General features: G+C 36.7%; 11 protein-coding genes. 5 read left to right on the forward strand and 6 right to left on the reverse strand.

Going from position 1 to position 17,474, the window contains the following annotated elements:
• Nucleotides 1-3 precede the first annotated feature (3 nt).
• On the reverse strand, nt 4-1,278 hold the full coding sequence (locus ULVI_RS06955; protein ID WP_068591066.1) for an autotransporter outer membrane beta-barrel domain-containing protein: 1,275 nt from the start codon (nt 1,276-1,278) through the stop codon (nt 4-6).
• A gap of 187 nt (nt 1,279-1,465) precedes the next feature.
• On the opposite strand from ULVI_RS06955, the gene ULVI_RS06960 reads away from it, so the two are divergent.
• Both ULVI_RS06960 and ULVI_RS06965 read left to right on the forward strand, forming a co-directional pair.
• Nucleotides 1,466-2,803 (forward strand): deoxyguanosinetriphosphate triphosphohydrolase, encoded by a 1,338-nt coding sequence (locus ULVI_RS06960; RefSeq protein ID WP_068591438.1) that lies wholly within the window; start codon nt 1,466-1,468, stop codon nt 2,801-2,803.
• A 136-nt stretch (nt 2,804-2,939) separates the two neighbouring features.
• Nucleotides 2,940-5,564, forward strand: a complete 2,625-nt coding sequence (locus tag ULVI_RS06965; protein ID WP_068591068.1) for a T9SS-dependent M36 family metallopeptidase — start codon at nt 2,940-2,942, stop codon at nt 5,562-5,564.
• Between the two features lie 60 nt (nt 5,565-5,624).
• On the opposite strand, the gene ULVI_RS06970 is transcribed toward ULVI_RS06965, so the two are convergent.
• Nucleotides 5,625-7,397 carry a 1-deoxy-D-xylulose-5-phosphate synthase gene (locus ULVI_RS06970; RefSeq protein WP_157632577.1) on the reverse strand — a complete coding sequence of 591 codons (1,773 nt, stop codon included), beginning with the start codon at nt 7,395-7,397 and terminating at the stop codon, nt 5,625-5,627.
• A 161-nt stretch (nt 7,398-7,558) separates the two neighbouring features.
• Here ULVI_RS06970 and ULVI_RS06975 point away from each other — a divergent pair, with 161 nt between their 5' ends.
• Nucleotides 7,559-8,008: a nucleoside deaminase gene (locus ULVI_RS06975; protein ID WP_068591072.1), complete on the forward strand. Its 450-nt coding sequence runs from the start codon at nt 7,559-7,561 to the stop codon at nt 8,006-8,008.
• Between the two features lie 60 nt (nt 8,009-8,068).
• Here the strand turns inward: ULVI_RS06975 and ULVI_RS06980 are convergent, their stop codons facing one another.
• The 4 genes from ULVI_RS06980 to aspS form a co-directional block, all read right to left on the reverse strand.
• On the reverse strand, nt 8,069-8,266 hold the full coding sequence (locus tag ULVI_RS06980; protein ID WP_068591440.1) for a cold-shock protein: 198 nt from the start codon (nt 8,264-8,266) through the stop codon (nt 8,069-8,071).
• A 337-nt stretch (nt 8,267-8,603) separates the two neighbouring features.
• Complete coding sequence (locus ULVI_RS06990) at nt 8,604-10,412, reverse strand: chloride channel protein (RefSeq protein WP_068591075.1); 1,809 nt, start codon at nt 10,410-10,412, stop codon at nt 8,604-8,606.
• Between the two features lie 119 nt (nt 10,413-10,531).
• Nucleotides 10,532-11,086 carry a GNAT family N-acetyltransferase gene (locus tag ULVI_RS06995; protein WP_082830796.1) on the reverse strand — a complete coding sequence of 185 codons (555 nt, stop codon included), beginning with the start codon at nt 11,084-11,086 and terminating at the stop codon, nt 10,532-10,534.
• 56 nt (nt 11,087-11,142) lie between these two features.
• Nucleotides 11,143-12,897, reverse strand: a complete 1,755-nt coding sequence (aspS, locus tag ULVI_RS07000; RefSeq protein WP_068591080.1) for an aspartate--tRNA ligase — start codon at nt 12,895-12,897, stop codon at nt 11,143-11,145.
• A 212-nt stretch (nt 12,898-13,109) separates the two neighbouring features.
• On the opposite strand from aspS, the gene ULVI_RS07005 reads away from it, so the two are divergent.
• Nucleotides 13,110-16,061 carry a SusC/RagA family TonB-linked outer membrane protein gene (locus tag ULVI_RS07005; protein ID WP_068591082.1) on the forward strand — a complete coding sequence of 984 codons (2,952 nt, stop codon included), beginning with the start codon at nt 13,110-13,112 and terminating at the stop codon, nt 16,059-16,061.
• 10 nt (nt 16,062-16,071) lie between these two features.
• The gene (locus tag ULVI_RS07010) at nt 16,072-17,388 is read left to right on the forward strand and encodes a RagB/SusD family nutrient uptake outer membrane protein (RefSeq protein WP_068591085.1); all 1,317 of its coding nucleotides are present in this window, start codon (nt 16,072-16,074) and stop codon (nt 17,386-17,388) included.
• The last annotated feature ends 86 nt before the right edge of the window (nt 17,389-17,474 follow it).

The raw sequence follows: 17,474 nt of genomic DNA on the forward strand, positions 1-17,474 counted from the left end.
TTTTTAAAGCGCTCCTTTTGAGCTTGCGTATGTCCAAGAGAAAACGCTCATGTTTGCACCACCACTAGTACCTGTAGTTGTCCAGTTAAGAGCTCTTGTTGGAAAGTCTGGGTTTAAAATTATCTTATCTTCATTTACATCATTGTCATCATTATCATCATCACAGTTTTCAATACATGCTACTTTTTCAGTAAAAATGGTATTGTCTGCTCCGTTAAGAATCCAATTTTCAAAGATAATTTTACCGTCTAGGAAGTTTTGAGAAACCTCATTGTTATCTAATTCTACATCTGAAGATGCTTTAAAACCTTCTACATAAACGTTGCTTAAAGTTCCCATAGCATTATCTCTTAAATCAGCGTACTCTCCATTTTCAGTAACTGTGTTTCCAAATAATGAAATACCGTTTAATGTAAAACTACCTTCTAAAGATCCAGCAGGACCGTCAATTTCTAAACCGTGATCTGAAATATCTCCTAAAACTACAGCTGCATTCGTCACAGTACCAGAAAAAGCTTCATCAATGTCAAGACCATCATCACCTTGTGCCCATACTAAAAGGTTAGAAGCATTCACAGAACCTCCAAACCACTCGATACCATCATCAACATTTCCAACTACTTCAATATTTGAAATTGATGTTCCTGTTCCAACTGCGCCTAGTGTAAGACCATTAATCTCGTTTCCTTCTCCAATAAGAGTTCCTCCGTGACGAATTGAGATATAATTTAATGTTCCTGAATCATCAGCATTGTTATTTCCTCCGTACAATCCATTGTTATCACTTGCAGGGATTCCTTCGATCTGATTTTCAGTAGCATCCCCAGATAATGAAGCTTGCGCTCTTCCTAATACAATAAGACCACCCCAAAGACCACGATCATTTTCAGTTAAGTTGCTACCTGCAGTTTGTCCAAGCGCTATATTGTCCACAACTGAAGTAAAAATAATAGGCTCGTTAGCAGTTCCATTAGCTTCAATTTTACCACCGCGAGCAATAATTAAAACAGCTGCATTTGCCTCTTGACCTTGCTGTCCTTTAATTATAGTTCCAGGCTCAATCGTTAATGTTACACCGTCAGTTACGGTTACACGTCCGTCTAATTCCCAAATTACATCGTTCGTTAATGTCATATTTTCATTTATCTGACCAGATAGAATGGCGTCTGCCACACCTGGATCATCATCAACAGGGATAATCCCATTGTCGTCGCTATCACAACCTACTGCGAATAGTACTGTAGAAACGACTAGTACGTTTAAAAAGAATTTTTTCATTTGAATTTGGTTTTTTTAATTAATTTCTTGGCGCAAAGATGCATACATAGTGTAAAGTGGGTGTTAACTGCAAATTACCAGTTCATCATTGTAACTTTACCTAAATGTTAAGTCCTTAACATTGCTTGATGATATGGCAGATCATTTCTGAAAGTAGTATCTTGCATTAAAAATATTACGTGCTATGATGCAATGGGAACAGCTGCTTTCATTACAGAAACAAGGAATACAAAACAAACGATTGCGAATTGAAGAAGACGAAACCCGTTTAGGCTTTGAGGTAGATTACGATCGAATTATCTTTTCTTCAGCCTTTAGAAGCCTTCAAGATAAAACCCAAGTAATTCCTCTTTCAAAAACATCTTTTGTGCATACGCGACTTACGCATAGCTTAGAAGTTTCGGTAGTAGGAAGATCGTTAGGGCGCATGGTAGGTAAATCAATTTTAGAAAAACACCCACAATTAAAAATGGTTCATGGGTATCGATTTAATGATTTTGGAGCTATTGTAGCGGCTGCATCGTTAGCGCATGATATTGGGAACCCTCCATTTGGTCATAGTGGTGAAAAAGCAATAGGAGATTATTTTACCACCGGAAACGGAAAACGTTTTAAAACGCAACTCTCCTCTAAAGAATACCAAGATCTAGTCGATTTTGAAGGAAATGCAAATGGATTTAGAATAGTTACCGAATCTAAAAATGGGGTTGAAGGAGGCCTTCGACTTACTTATGCAACGTTGGGAGCTTTTATGAAATATCCAAAAGAATCTCTCCCAAAGAAACCCACCAAAGATATTTCCGATAAAAAATATGGAGTATTTCAAACCGATTTAAAAGCTTTTACTGAAGTGGCTAACACCTTAGGATTATTTAAAAGAGGAGCGAAAAACGATATAAGCTACTGCCGTCATCCATTGGCTTTCTTAGTAGAAGCAGCCGACGATATTTGTTATACAATTATAGATTTTGAAGACGGTATTAATCTCGGACTTATTTCTGAAGACACCGCTTTAGAATTCTTAATCAATCTTGTAAAAGATAGAATTCGTACCGAGACCTATAAAAAACTTACCAAAGCTTCCGACAGGTTGGCGTATTTACGTTCATTAGCAATTAGCACTTTAATTGAAGAAGCAGCGGCAATTTTTATAGCTCATGAAGAATCAATTTTAAAGGGTTCCTTTTCTGAAGCCTTATTAGATAAAAGTAACTATAAGGCTCAAATAGATGATATTATTAAAGTTAGTGTAGAAAAGGTATACCAAAGTAAAGAAGTGGTCGAAAAAGAAATCGCGGGATATCAAATTCTTTCTGTGTTATTGGATGCTCTTACTACCGCATGCGAAAATTATTACAATGGTAAAGAGCGGCATTTCGATAGGCTCATAGTAAAAGCTCTTGATGTTTCTATGGAAGAGGATACTTCTGTTTATACCTATGTAATGAATTGTTGTCATTATATTTCGCGGCTTACCGACGGTAATGCACTTCAGTTATATCAAAAGTTAAAGGGTGATCTTTAATTTCTATAATACCATTTAACAATAAAAATTTAGTATTAAAGACTAATTATCGATATTTTAGCAATCTAGCCATTAACAACATTAATGGCGTTTCTATCATTTTCAATATAGAAGCATATTAATTTAAACTCACACTATGAAAAAAGTACTTTACTTAGCTTGTTTTTTTGTTGTAGGTATTGCCGTTGGGCAAGATTACAATGGAGCAATAAGCAACTATTTAAACAGTAATCAGGCAGAAGCCGGTTTACAAAATGACGACATTACAGATTTTACGATTACCTCTCAGAGTTTCTCTAAAAGCATGCAGTTAGAAAATGTGTATGTTACTCAGCGCTATCAAGGAATTGATGTTTTTAATACAAGTTCTTCTTTTGCTGTAAAAGAAGGTAGTGTAGTTACAGCAAATGTGGTGTTTGCTAAAAACGTTTCGAACTTAGTAAATACAACCAATCCAGTTCTTACTGCTGAAGGTGCCATTCAAAAAGCAGCTTCATTACTTGGAATTTCTTCTCCAGTAAATTTAGAGCTTATCGAAACAAAAGATACACACTCTTTTGAATTTTCGAAAGCAGGAATTTCTTTAGAAACTATCCCTGTGCAGTTAGGCTATCTAAAGATGGATGATAATAGCATGCGTTTAGCTTGGCACGTGGCAATTTATACTTTAGATGCCAGTCACTATTATAATGTAAAAATCGATGCCGTAACAGGAACGATGCTTGACAATCAAGATTTGGTTCTTAACTGTAGCTTTGGTGAGGCTAATCACTCACATGCGTCTAGTGTAGCTTCAGAAGTTTCAAGTGTATTATACCAAACTTCAAGCGAAGTTGCAACCCCATTAGTTGATGGATCTCAATACCGTGTTTTTCCGTTACCAGCTGAAAGTCCAAACCATGGAGCACAAGGGTTGGTAACAGAGCCAGCAAATCCTGATGCTTCTCCTTTCGGATGGCATGATATTGATGGCGCTGATGGAGCAGATTTTACAATTACTCGTGGTAACAATGTATATGCATATGACGATATAGGAAATAACAATTCACCAGGATCGTCTCCTGATGGAGGAGCAGATCTTGATTTTGACATCTCTCAAAATGCAGATGGACATCCTATTAATAATTTAGATGCAGCTATCGTGAACTTATTCTATATGAATAATCAAATGCACGATATATGGTACAACTACGGCTTTGATGAAGCCAGTGGAAATTTTCAAGAAAATGTATATGGCAATGGAGGTAATGGAAGTGATTCTGTTAATGCAGAAGCACAAGATGGTCTCGCACTAAATAATGCAAATTTCTCGTTAGTACCCGATGGAGTCAACGGGAGAATGCAAATGTTTTTATGGAACGCACCTGCAACCCCAGTGGGAGGTGATGCATTAACAATTAATAATGGACCTTTAGCGGGAGATTATTTTGGAACACCAGCTACTTTTGGAACTGTTTTACCTCCTGCTTCTAATCCCTTAACAGGAACATTAGCATTGTTAGAGGATGATGATTCTGGAGTTTCTACAGATCCAAATGATGCATGTGACCCAGTAATAAATGCTGCAGAATTAAATGGAAATATTGCAGTACTTAGAAGAGGTGAATGTGAATTTGGTTTTAAAGTACTAGCAGCAGAGAATGCGGGTGCCATCGCTGTAATTGTAGTTAACAATGTGGCAGATACTCCAATTGTCATGGGACCTGGAGCCAACGGAGCAGGTGTAACTATTCCATCGATTATGGTTACTCAAGCGGATGGTGAGGCACTTATTTTAGCTCTTATGGCAGGAGACGATATTGAAGCATCTCTAATGGAAGTACCTCCTTATCAAAAAGATGGTTCTTTAGATAATGGAATTATTGCACACGAATACGGTCATGGAATCTCTTCTAGACTTACTGGAGGAAGATTTAACCCAGGATGTTTACAGAATCAAGAGCAGATGGGTGAAGGTTGGAGCGATTGGTTTGGTTTAATGATAACTATTGAGGATGGAGACCAAGGGGCAGATCCAAGAGGTATTGGAACCTACGTGGTAAATCAAGCTGTTGATGGTATTGGTATACGTCCAACACAATACAGTACAGATATGTCGATTAATGGTTCTACCTACGAAGATCTTGCAAGTCTGGTGAACGATCCTTCTCCGCATGCAACAGGATATTTGTGGGCAACGATGCTATGGGATCTTACTTGGGCATTCATAGATGAATATGGATACGATGATGACCTGTTAAACGGAACAGGAGGTAATAACATCGCTATGCAATTAGTGATCGATGGCTTAAAGTTACAAGGATGTAGCCCTGGATTCGTAGACGGAAGAGACGCAATTCTTTTAGCAGATGAAATGGCAAACAATGGTGATAACCGATGCCTTATCTGGGAAGTATTTGCGAGAAGAGGAGTAGGTGTTGGAGCAGACCAAGGAAGTTCTAACAGTAGAGCAGATCAAACAATTTCTTTTGATGTGCCTTCAGGTCCAAACTGTACCCTTTCTGTAGAAGACAGATCACAAGCGAATAACTTTATGATTTATCCAAACCCTACAAACGGACAGGTTAATATTAGAGCGGCAGTAGATGCTGGAGAAACAACAATCTCAATATTCGATATTAACGGAAGAAAAGTTTATGAAGATCAAATGATTCTTTCAGGAACTGTTACAATTGAACCGCAGAATTTAAAAACTGGAGTGTATATCCTTCAATTAGATGGAGAAACATATTCTCAAACATCAAAACTAATAGTTAATTAAACAGTAGCGTTAATTAAGTATATTGATACAGAGATCGTAGTTCGCTACGGTCTCTTTTTTTTATAAAAAAGTTTGTAAAGTAGCGCGAATTGCTTCCGAAGAAATCCCTGTTTCCTTTTGTAATTCTTTAATGCTTCCATGTTCGGGAAAGGTGTCTGGAATACCCAATATTTTTATGGTGTTCTTATAGTGGTATGTGGCAGCAAATTCGACAATAGCACTTCCGAAGCCACCTTTAATAACTCCATCTTCAACGGTAATAATTACGTTATAGTGATTAAATATTTTGTGAAGCAAACGCTCATCCAAAGGTTTAATAAATCGCATGTCATAGCATCCAATCGAATCTTTTTCAGATATTAAATTTATAGCAACCTTTACATTATCTAAAATAGCTCCTATAGATAATATTGCAATTGCTGTCCCTTCTTTCAACGGTATTCCTTGACCTATTTTAATCTTCGAAAAAGGTTTTTCCCAATCTAAAATACTTCCTCTTCCACGAGGATATCTTATAGCAATGGGTAAGTCAAGCTTTAATTGCGCTGTATAAAGTATGTTGCGTAATTCTATTTCGTTAGATGGGGCACAAATAATTAAATTGGGAATACATCTAAGAAATGCGATATCGAAAATGCCATGATGCGTCGCGCCGTCTTCTCCCACCAATCCTGCCCGGTCGATGCAAAAGATTACAGGCAATTTTTGAAGACATACATCGTGAATTAATTGGTCGTAGGCACGTTGCAAAAAGGTAGAATAAATCGTACAAAATACTTGAAGACCTTGTGTAGCCAATCCTGCTGCTAAAGTAACCGCATGTTGTTCTGCAATTCCCACATCGAAAGCGCGTTCTGGGAAGGCTTCCATCATATATTTTAAAGAGCTTCCGGTTGGCATTGCGGGAGTAATCCCAATAATTTTTTTATTTTCTGAAGCTAACGCGACAAGTGTTTTTCCGAAAACATCTTGAAATTTAGGAGAAAGAGATTGTGAGTCTTCTGGATAGAGATCTCCAGTTTTACCATCAAATTTACCTGGTGCATGATAGGTAATCTGATTTTCTTCTGCTTGCCGTAGCCCTTTGCCTTTTTTAGTGATTACATGAAGAATTTTTGGTCCCTCAATGGACTGAAGCCGTTTCAACTCTGAAATTAATTTAGTAAGATCATGACCGTCTACAGGGCCAGAGTAATTAAAATTTAAGGCCTCGAAAACAGTTTCGGTTTCGGGTGCGCCGTCAAGAGTAACTTTGGTAAAATAATCTTTTAAAGCTCCTACACTTGGGTCGATTCCTATGGCATTATCATTTAAGATCACCAGAATGTTTGTGTTGGTAACACCTGCATGATTTAACGCTTCGAATGCCATACCACTGGCAATTGAAGCATCCCCAACAACTGCAATATGTTGTCGTTTTTTATTTCCAGATAGATTTGCTGCGATTGCCATTCCTAAAACAGCAGAAATTGCAGTGCTGCTATGTCCAGTGCCAAATGTGTCGTAAATGCTTTCAGCGCGTTTGGGAAACCCGCTAATGCCACCCGACTGTCGGTTGGTGTGAAAAGTGTCTTTTCTTCCCGTTAAAATTTTATGTCCGTATGCTTGATGTCCCACATCCCAAACCAAAAGATCTTCAGGAGTTTGAAATACATAGTGAAGCGCAATAGTTAGTTCGACAACGCCGAGACTTGCCCCCAAGTGACCTGCTTTTATAGAGACCATATGAATAATGAACGCCCGAAGTTCTTCCGCTAATTGAAGCAATTCATGAGACTCCAGTTTCCGAACATCTGCGGGATCATTAATAGTATCAAGTACGTCTGTTTTCACAAAACAAAGATACATTTTGAAATGGTACTTATTTAGGAGTTTAAAACTTTATGGATAAATAAAGAAAGTTCCATATTCATTTTTTTTAATTTTACTCAATACTCAATACTCAATACTCAATACTCAATACTCAATACTCAATACTCAATACTCAATACATAATGATAGATCCTTACGACGATACTTATTTTATGAAACGCGCCTTACAGGAAGCTGAAGCTGCTTATGAAAAGGATGAAATTCCGATTGGAGCTGTGGTTGCGATAGACAACAAGGTCATTGCAAGAGCTCATAATTTAACCGAAACATTAAACGATGTGACTGCTCATGCGGAGATGCAAGCTATAACGGCTGCCGCGAATTATCTTGGAGGAAAGTATTTGCACAAATGCACATTGTATGTCACTATCGAGCCTTGCCAAATGTGTGCAGGAGCATTGTTTTGGAGCCAGATTAATCGTGTTGTGTATGGAGCTAGAGATGAACAAAGGGGTTGTATCGAGATGAATACAAAGTTGCACCCAAAAACTAAGTTGAGTGGTGGAGTTCTTTCTGAAGAATGCTCTACACTTCTCAAACGATTTTTTGTTGAGAAACGAAATTTGAATTAATAAAAAAACCCTCTTTCGCAGTATGCTTAAGAGGGTTGTAAATCTTATACAGTATATCGCTTAGTCGTGGAGTACGCGAACTTGCGCAGCAACCATTCCTTTTCTTCCTTCTTCTTCAACATATTCTACTTTGTCACCTTCGTTAAGGGCTTCCCCATTAAGACCGGTTACGTGTACAAAAATGTCTTTTCCAGTATCATCGTTTGTGATAAAACCAAAACCTTTAGATTCGTTAAAAAACTTTACTGTTCCTTCCATGGTAATAAAAAATAAATTAATAATTATCACAAATGTAGCATAAATCTCGAGCGATATGTTAAAAATATATAATTTTTCCTATCCCATTTGGGTTACAATTTGTTTTCCTTAGTGTAATCTCTCATCTTTTCAATATTCTCTTTCGTTAACATATAGTCTTTTACATTCCGATTTTTCCATCTTTTGTAAATAAACAATGGCATCGTTATGAAAAATGTAATTGCTATTGAAATACCAATAAGGAACTCACCGAGCTTGGGGTCTTCGGGTCTTACATAAAATCCATAAGAGACGCCTGCAATGGCACCGAGTAATAATAAGGTGTAAATATATTTCATCATTTTTCTGAAAAATCAATAAGTTTTTTACGATAAGCGGTAAGTAGTTTAGACTTTGATACAAATCCGTAATACTTATTTTCATAAATAACCGGAAGATTCCATGCACTGGTAGCTTCAAATTTATTCATAATAGTTTCCATCGAGTCTTCTTTGTAAAAGATCATTGCTGGAGCGTTTTCCATTAGGTCTCGAGCAATTACTTTGTCGTATAATTTTTGGTCGAACATTATTTTTCTAAGGTCATTTAGTAAAATAATACCTAAGAATGTATTTTCTTCATCTACAACGGGATAAATATTTCGATTCGATTTCGCAACTGCATCTGTTAATATCGTACCTAGTTTGGTTTCTGGGGTGATGGTTATAAAATTCTTTTCAATGAGGCGATCAAGATTCATTAGAAGAAGCGCATTTCTATCTTTGTTATAAGTAAGTAAGTCTCCTCTTTTGGCTAATTCTTGGGTATAAATATTATACTCTTGGGTGTTTTTAGTAATTAAAAAGGAAATAGCAACGGTGATCATTAGGGGAACAAAGAGTTCATACCCGCCGGTAATTTCAGCAATTAAAAAGATTGCGGTAAGGGGTGCGTGGATTACTCCAGCAATAAGTCCTGCCATCCCGATGAGGGTGAAATTAGCTTCAGAAACTTCGAATCCTAGTCCGATATTATTAATTACTTTAGCAACGACATTTCCAAGTGCACTTCCCATAACCATAGTAGGAATAATAACTCCTCCCACACCTCCAGCAGCGAAAGTTGTGGTCATTGCTACAGCCTTAAAAATGGTAATCCCCATGAGCAGTAAAATTACTATCCAAATGTTGTCTTTATATGCATCGAAAGGAGTTGTTCCTAATGCGAGCATGTGATTTCCCTCTAATAAATTATTTATGAAACTAAGTCCTTCCCCATACAGCGGCGGAATAAAATACAACATAGCTCCAATTGCGAATCCACCAATAAGTAATTTTATAAACCTGCTTTTGAAACGATCAAAGAAAGCGTAAATGCCAAAATACATCTTTGTAAAATAAATGGAAGCAATCGCTGTTCCAATTCCGAGCACGATATAGAATAACGTGTCGTTTAATGTAAACTTATCGGTTACTGCGACGTTAAAAAGCACTTCGTCTCCAAGAAAAAAATAAGAGGTTAGTACAGAAGATATGGAGGCAATGAGCAGAGGTAATAATGAAGCAAATGTAAGATCTAGGCTAAAGACTTCAACGGCAAAAACTACTGCGGCAATGGGAGATTTAAACATGGAAGCCATAGCTCCAGCTGTGGCACAGGCAATGAGCAAAGTTCTCGTTTTTTTGTCGACACGAAGCCAGCTTCCTAAATTAGAGCTTAACGCAGATCCTGAAGTTATTGCGGGCCCTAATAACCCTACCGAACCACCAAACCCAACGGTTAGGGGTGCCATAACTAGAGGATGATAAATTAATCGGTACGAAAGCAATCCTTTTTGTCGCAATAAAGAATATAATAGGGAAGGAATAGAGCGTTTTATAAAAGAAGGTATCGAGGGTTTTAGTTCTTTTTTAAAGACGTATTTTTTTAGCAGATATACTAACGAAAGCCCTACCACAGGAAGAATAAAATACAAGTGATAATTGCTAAAAATAATTCCCTTTTCGAGGAGTTTCTCAATAGTGAACGTAATATTTTTTAGAGCCAATGTAACTATACCGGCAAGCAACCCAACAACAAAACTAATAATAAGCACAAAGTTTTTCTGTGGAACATATTTATGCCGCCAGAATTGAATTTTCGAAATAAAGTTGCTCTTTGCAGACATTAAGGTAAACGATATGAGTTGCACAAAGTTATACTATTCTGTGATGCACATCAAAGGGTTTATTTTTAATATTAATCAAGTAAGAACTTTGTGTTTGTAAGCGATCTAATCTGTAATCATTAAGCTTCCTTCGCGTGAAATTGCTCTTTTGTAAGTCCGTATAGAATTAAATCATGATATACGTTATTTTTTAATATGTGTTTTTCTAATTCCCCTTCTTTTTTCATTCCATTCTTACGCATTACTCTGCCAGATGCAGGATTGGAATTAAAGTGTGATGAGGTAACTTTCTGAAGCTTTAGAACTTTAAAACTGTATTTAATTACTGCTTTAGATGCTTCAGTGATATATCCTTTGTTCCAAAAAGGTTCTGCAATCCAATATCCAATTTCAGCGCGATTCGATTTGGTTTCAATGCTTAGACCAATTCCGCCTATGAACTGGTTTTCGGGTTTGTGTCTAATTGCGAAAATGAGGTTGGTTCCTTTTTTAAAACCTTCACGAGCCATATTTATCCAAAAAACTGCATCTTTTTCAGAATAAGGGAAAGGCACATTTTGAGTAAATTCTGATATGTTCTTATTAGAAGCATACTTCACGATATCGGGAATGTCTTGTGCTTTTAATTCATTCAGAAATAATCGTTCAGTTTCTATTTTTGGAAATGTAGCCATTTTTAATTTTAGGATATTAAAAACACCTATTAGAGCAAATTGCTTCTATTGTTTTGTTAAAGATTTAAATCCAGTTTTAAATTTAATTCTTTTAGTTGATCTTCGTCGATAGCAGCAGGAGCATCGATCATTACGTCGCGACCCGAATTGTTTTTAGGGAATGCAATAAAATCACGTATTGTTTCTTGTCCGCCTAGAATAGCGACCAATCGATCTAGTCCAAAAGCAATTCCGCCATGGGGAGGTGCTCCGTATTGAAAGGCATCCATTAAAAATCCGAATTGTGCTTTTGCTTCTTCAGGAGTAAACCCTAAATAATCGAACATTTTAGCTTGAGTGGCTTTATCGTGAATACGAATAGAACCTCCGCCAATTTCATTTCCGTTTAACACCAAATCGTACGCATTGGCTTTTACGTCACCTGGATTTGTTTTAAGCAATTCCATTTGTCCCGGTTTGGGAGAAGTAAAAGGATGGTGCATTGCGTGGAAGCGATTGGTTTCTTCATCCCATTCTAAAAGTGGAAAGTCGATCACCCATAATGGTGCAAATACCTTTGGATCTCTTAATTCTAGACGTTCTGCGAGTTCCATGCGAAGGGCACTTAATTGAGCTCGAACTTTATTTTTTTCTCCAGAAAGTACGCAGATAAGATCACCTTTTTCGGCGCCGGTAGCTGCTGCCCATTTTGCAAGATCTTCTTGATCATAGAATTTATCTACTGAAGATTTATAGGTCCCATCGTCATTGCAGCGTACGTACACCATTCCTAACGCACCTACTTGTGGGCGCTTTACCCAATCGGTAAGTTTGTCAATTTCTTTTCTCGTATAGCTATTCCCATTAGGAACTGCAATTCCGACAACGAGTTCGGCTGAGTTAAATACATTAAAGTCTTTGTGTTGGGCAACTTCATTTAGTTCACCGAATTCCATTCCGAAGCGAATATCGGGTTTGTCGTTCCCATATTTTTGCATGGCATCGTCGTAAGTCATTCGTGGGAATTCAGCCACTTCCACGCCATTGATTTCTTTTAATAAATGTCGTGTTAGGTCTTCAAAAGTATTTAAAATGTCTTCTTGTTCGATAAATGCCATTTCGCAATCGATTTGCGTAAATTCTGGCTGTCTGTCGGCTCGAAGATCTTCATCTCTAAAACATTTTACGATTTGAAAATACTTATCCATTCCACCCACCATAAGCAATTGCTTAAAAGTTTGGGGTGATTGTGGAAGGGCGTAGAACTGACCTTCATTCATTCGAGAAGGAACTACAAAATCACGAGCTCCTTCGGGAGTTGACTTAATAAGGTAAGGTGTTTCAATTTCTACGAATTGTTTTTCAGAAAGAAAATTTCGAACGGCCATGGTAACCTTATGACGAAAAATGAGGTTGTCACGAACCGGCTTTCGACGAATGTCTAAATATCGGTATTTCATACGAAGGTCTTCGCCGCCGTCTGTCTCATTCTCAATGGTAAATGGAGGTGTAAGGGATTCATTTAGAATAGTTACTTTAGTGACTAATACTTCAATGTCTCCAGTTGGAATGTTCGGGTTTTTAGACTCTCTTTCAATTACCGTACCCGTGATTTGTATTACAAACTCACGTCCTAATTTTGAAGCGATTTCCATGATTTCTTTAGAAGTACGTTCTTCGTCAAAAATAAGTTGAGTAATCCCATAACGATCACGAAGATCTGCCCAAATCATAAACCCTTTATTTCGGGTCTTTTGTACCCAGCCAGAAAGTGTTACCGTTTCGTTGATATGTTCGGCTCTTAATTCACCGTTAGAATGTGTTCTATACATGGATTTGTAGATTTATTCGATTCGCTTGAATGAAGGTGCAAATTTAGTAAGATTATAGTGGATTCTATTATTTTTTTTAAGCAATATGAAACGAGATTTTAATTTTTCAATTAAATATATGAACAATAGAGTTGTAACAAATAGTTAAGATTTTGTTGGTTTTTATGAATATTTAGCATTATTTTCGATCTATTAACGAAAAAAATATAATTATGAAACAAAACAACCCTAACTACAGGATCCTCCTGTTATTATTATTTTTCCCATGTATTTTGCTTGCGCAAACCTCATTGAGTGGGAAAGTACTCGATGCAAATGGCGAGACCGTACCGTTTGTGAATGTTATTGAAAAAGGGACATCAAATGGAACAACCACCGATGTGGATGGAAACTTTACAATTAGTGTTCCATCATTACCTTCGGTTTTGGTATTTTCTTCTCTCGGATTTGAAACACAAGAATTCAACGCTACCAATGGTAATGCAATAAGTATTACGCTTGCCGATTCTGCTGAAGCGCTAGATGAAGTAGTGGTAACGGGTTTAGCGAGTTCTATTAAACGATCGAATGCGGCAAATGCAGTTGGGTCTGTTACTTCAGAAGAACTTGTGGGTACAACAAGCCAAAGTACTGTAGACGGTGCATTATATGGGAAAGTAACAGGTGTTAATATCACATCCTCTTCTGGAGCACCAGGAGGTGGTTTTGCTTTACGTTTGCGTGGTATTACTTCAATAACTGGAAATAACCAACCTTTAATAGTAATAGATGGGGTATATGTAAATAACGTAGAAATACCTTCTGGGTTGCGCTTTGCTTCTGGAGCAAATAGCGGTAACGAAGAAAATTCTGGGAATAGGTTAGCAGATCTAGACCCTAACGACATCGCTAATATTGAGATATTGAAAGGATCTTCTGCTGCGGCAATTTATGGACAACGTGGAAGTGCTGGTGTTATTATTATAACCACAAAACGTGGTAAACAAGGAAAAACAAAAATTAGCTTTAGACAAGATGTAGGGATAAATAAAATCCAGAATGCACTAGGTCTTCGTCCTTGGACTGCAGCTTCTGTTCTTGAAACTTTTGGTCAAGATGAACTTGATAAATACAATGCTACTATTGCGGAAAGAGGTAGTTTATATGATTACGAAGATATTATTTATGGAGAAACCGGATTTATTACTGAAACTGCTTTAAGTGCATCTGGTGGTAATGACAAAACTAAATTTTATGTAGGTGGATCATATAGAGATGAGGAAGGTATTATAAAGAATACTGGCTTCGATCGTTTTTCAATTCGAGGAAATATAGATCATAAAATATCGAATGTGTTTGATATTTCTTCTTCAACGAATTACATTAGAAGTAATTCAAATAGAAGTTTTACAGGTAACGAGAATGAAGGTGGGTTAAGTTATGGATATACATTGGCTTTTTCACGTCCATGGAATAATTTTTTCCCGGATGAAAATGGTAATTATCCAGATAACCCAAATGCTAGTGGAAATCCACTATTTGTAAGAGACAAAGCTAAAAATGAAGATACCAATAATCGTATAATTCAAAGTTTAACTTTAAACACTAAACTTTTTACAAATGATAACAACCGTATTAAGTTTTCAAATAGTGTTGGTATAGATTACTTGTCAAACGAAACATTTGTATATGTTCCAGAAACTCACCAAGCGCAACAAGGTCTTGGAGCTTCGGCAGGATTTATAGCACAAGGAAAAAATAGCTTTACACAGTTTAACACGCAATCTGCTTTCGTTTGGGATCATGATGCTTTGGATGGTGATTTGGCCTTAACTTCTCAAGTTGGATTAGCTTATTTGTATCAAGAATCAAATTTGGTGAATGCTAGAGGAACAGGATTAGCTGCGGGACAAACAAATGTTACTCTATCTGCAAACCAAACCACTGCACAAGGATTAAGTGAGCAAAAAGAAGTAGGTTATTTTGGTCAAGTAGAAGGTAACTATAAGGATCAGTTTATAGGAACTTTAGGATATAGGTTTGACAAATCTACACTTAATGGGGGTCCTAATAAATTGTATGGTTTTCCAAAGGCTTCTTTGGCAATTAACTTAGCGAACTTTGATTTTTGGAGTCTAGAGGCTGTAAATCTAGTAAAACTTAGGGCTGCTTATGGTGAAACGGGTAATTCTGCAAACTTTGGTTCTACATTTACAAGTTTAGCTGCGAGTAATATTGGAGGAACCATAGGCCAAAGTGTTGATGGAATTAAAGGGGATCCAGATATCATCCCTGAGACAGCTAAAGAATTCGAATTTGGTCTTGACCTAGGTGTAATCAACAACCGCATTAACTTTGAAGCCACATATTATGTGAAAACCGTAGAAGATCTAATTTTACCTAGGTCAACAGAATCATCTTCAGGTTTTGTGAGGGAAACCACAAATTTAGGGGAATTACAAAATAAAGGAATTGAACTTGCTATAAATGCTGGTATTGTAGAATCGGAAAATTTTAGCTGGAATACAAGAGTACAGTTTTATAAGAATACATCTGAAATTACTCGGCTAGATGTACCTCCTTTTGCTTTAGGAGGAGCCGGATTTGGTCTAGGTTTAGGAACTATCTATATTGAAGAAGGACAACCTGTAACTCAATTGGTAGGTAATATTGATAGAAATGGAGATGGTGTATCAGTACCTACACAAGTTGGAAACACAGAGCCAGATTTTCAAATGGGATTCAGTAACAATTTAACTTTATTCAAAAATTTAGATATATCATTCTTATTTCAGTTGAAGTCTGGTGGAGAAAATCTAAACTTGTCTAGATATTTATCAGATTTAGGTCAAGTTACGGCAGATTTAGAAACTCAGGCTGGTCAAGATAGACTTCTTACTCCTACAAATGCAGATCGTTTTGTAGAACCAGCAGGTTATCTTAAATTAAGAGAAGCTGCAATGTATTATCGATTGAAATCAAGTGCAATTAAAACAATTTTTGGCGATACGGTAGAAGCTGTTAAATTAGGAGTTTCTGGAAGAAACCTTTTCACAATTACTGATTATTCAAGCTATGACCCTGAGGTTTCTGTAAATGGTGGGTCTGGTCTTTCAAGTGGAATTGAGGTAGCTCCTTTCCCGAGTTCTAGACAAATCTTCTTTCACCTAAACGTTAATTTTTAAAAAAATAAATATGAAAAATATAATAAAACAAATAACAACGATCGGTTTAGCTCTATTTGCTGGATTTGTTGTGGTGTCTTGTTCTTTCGAAGAAGTAATCGATCCAAATGGTCCTAGTGTTGATGGAGTTGCTTCTAATGCCTCTAAAGGACAATTAAATGAGCTGGTCGTAGGAATAGAATCTACCTCACGAAATGGTCTTGCAATTGAGACCACCGCCAGTGGTACCATGAGTAGAGAGTTATACTTATTCGATGCCGATCCAAGAAATACAGGTGATTTACTCGGAAAGAATGGTATAGGATTGGATAATAATTCTTTTTATAGTACAACTCAATGGGCTGGAAACTACCGCTGTATTAAGAATGCAAATATTTTGATTGAAGCTGTTCAAAATACAGATGCAGTAACAGAACCAGAAGCAAATGGATATTTGGGATTTGCTAAAACAATGCTGGCATATGAAATGGTTCAAATAGTAAAATCATATGGAGCAGCTAGATTAGACATTTCAGATTTAGACAATCTTGGCCCTATTGAAGATGCGGATACTGCATTACAGTTTGCTGCGAATTTACTATCTGAAGCAAATAGTCATCTAAATAATTCAGGTGGTAGCTTTGTTTTTGATTTAAGTTCAGGTTTTAGTGGATTTAATACGCCCGAGACATTTAATCAATTTAGTCAAGGTGTAGCTGGAATGGTTCAAGTATACCTTGGAAATGGAGGTTCGGCAATTACAATGTTAAATAACTCTCATTTAAATCTTGATGGAGATTTAAATAATGGCCCTAAACATATATTTGGCTTGGGTAGCGGTGATCAGTCAAATGGTTTATTTAAAGTTGATGGCCTAAATGGAGATCAAATTATTGTTCATAATAGTTTTATTGATGACGCCGACGCAAATGATAGTCGTGTAACTTCTAAAACTAATCTTCGTCCAGACCCGCAAAGCCAAGATGACTTGAATGGTCTTTTTGAGACTGATTTATATGAAACAAATACCTCGCCTATCGATATTTTAAGAAATGAAGAATTAATTCTTTTATGGGCAGAAGCAAATATTTTAGCAGGTTCTACTGGACCAGCGGAAGATGCGCTTAATGTTGTTAGAAACGCGGCAGGAGTTGGCGACTATGCAGGGAATAGCGATGCCGCTAGTTTAACTGCAGAGATGCTAAAACAACGTAGGTATTCACTTTGGTGCGAGAATCACAGAATGTACGATTTAAGACGTTATGATCTTTCAAATACACTGCCTATTGATAGACCAGGAGATCAAATATTTAATAAGCTTCCTATTCCGTTGTCTGAAAATATTTAATCTTTAAACATTATTAATTTTTGAAAAACCTATCATATTTTTATGATAGGTTTTTTTTATAAGTAATGTCTTTGAATGACTATTTA

The sequence above is a fragment of the Cochleicola gelatinilyticus genome, from assembly GCF_001637325.1.
GTDB lineage: Bacteria > Bacteroidota > Bacteroidia > Flavobacteriales > Flavobacteriaceae > Cochleicola > Cochleicola gelatinilyticus.

What these genes read in the sequence shown, in the direction of transcription:
- ULVI_RS06965 (WP_068591068.1), top strand. Translation starts at nt 2,940, where the DNA reads ATGAAAAAAGTACTTTACTTAGCTTGTTTTTTTGTTGTAGGTATTGCC.
- ULVI_RS06975 (WP_068591072.1), top strand. Translation starts at nt 7,559, where the DNA reads ATGATAGATCCTTACGACGATACTTATTTTATGAAACGCGCCTTACAG.
- ULVI_RS07010 (WP_068591085.1), top strand. Translation starts at nt 16,072, where the DNA reads ATGAAAAATATAATAAAACAAATAACAACGATCGGTTTAGCTCTATTT.
- ULVI_RS06995 (WP_082830796.1), bottom strand. Translation starts at nt 11,086, where the DNA reads ATGGCTACATTTCCAAAAATAGAAACTGAACGATTATTTCTGAATGAA.
- ULVI_RS07005 (WP_068591082.1), top strand. Translation starts at nt 13,110, where the DNA reads ATGAAACAAAACAACCCTAACTACAGGATCCTCCTGTTATTATTATTT.
- aspS (WP_068591080.1), bottom strand. Translation starts at nt 12,897, where the DNA reads ATGTATAGAACACATTCTAACGGTGAATTAAGAGCCGAACATATCAAC.
- ULVI_RS06990 (WP_068591075.1), bottom strand. Translation starts at nt 10,412, where the DNA reads ATGTCTGCAAAGAGCAACTTTATTTCGAAAATTCAATTCTGGCGGCAT.
- ULVI_RS06960 (WP_068591438.1), top strand. Translation starts at nt 1,466, where the DNA reads ATGCAATGGGAACAGCTGCTTTCATTACAGAAACAAGGAATACAAAAC.
- ULVI_RS06955 (WP_068591066.1), bottom strand. Translation starts at nt 1,278, where the DNA reads ATGAAAAAATTCTTTTTAAACGTACTAGTCGTTTCTACAGTACTATTC.
- ULVI_RS06980 (WP_068591440.1), bottom strand. Translation starts at nt 8,266, where the DNA reads ATGGAAGGAACAGTAAAGTTTTTTAACGAATCTAAAGGTTTTGGTTTT.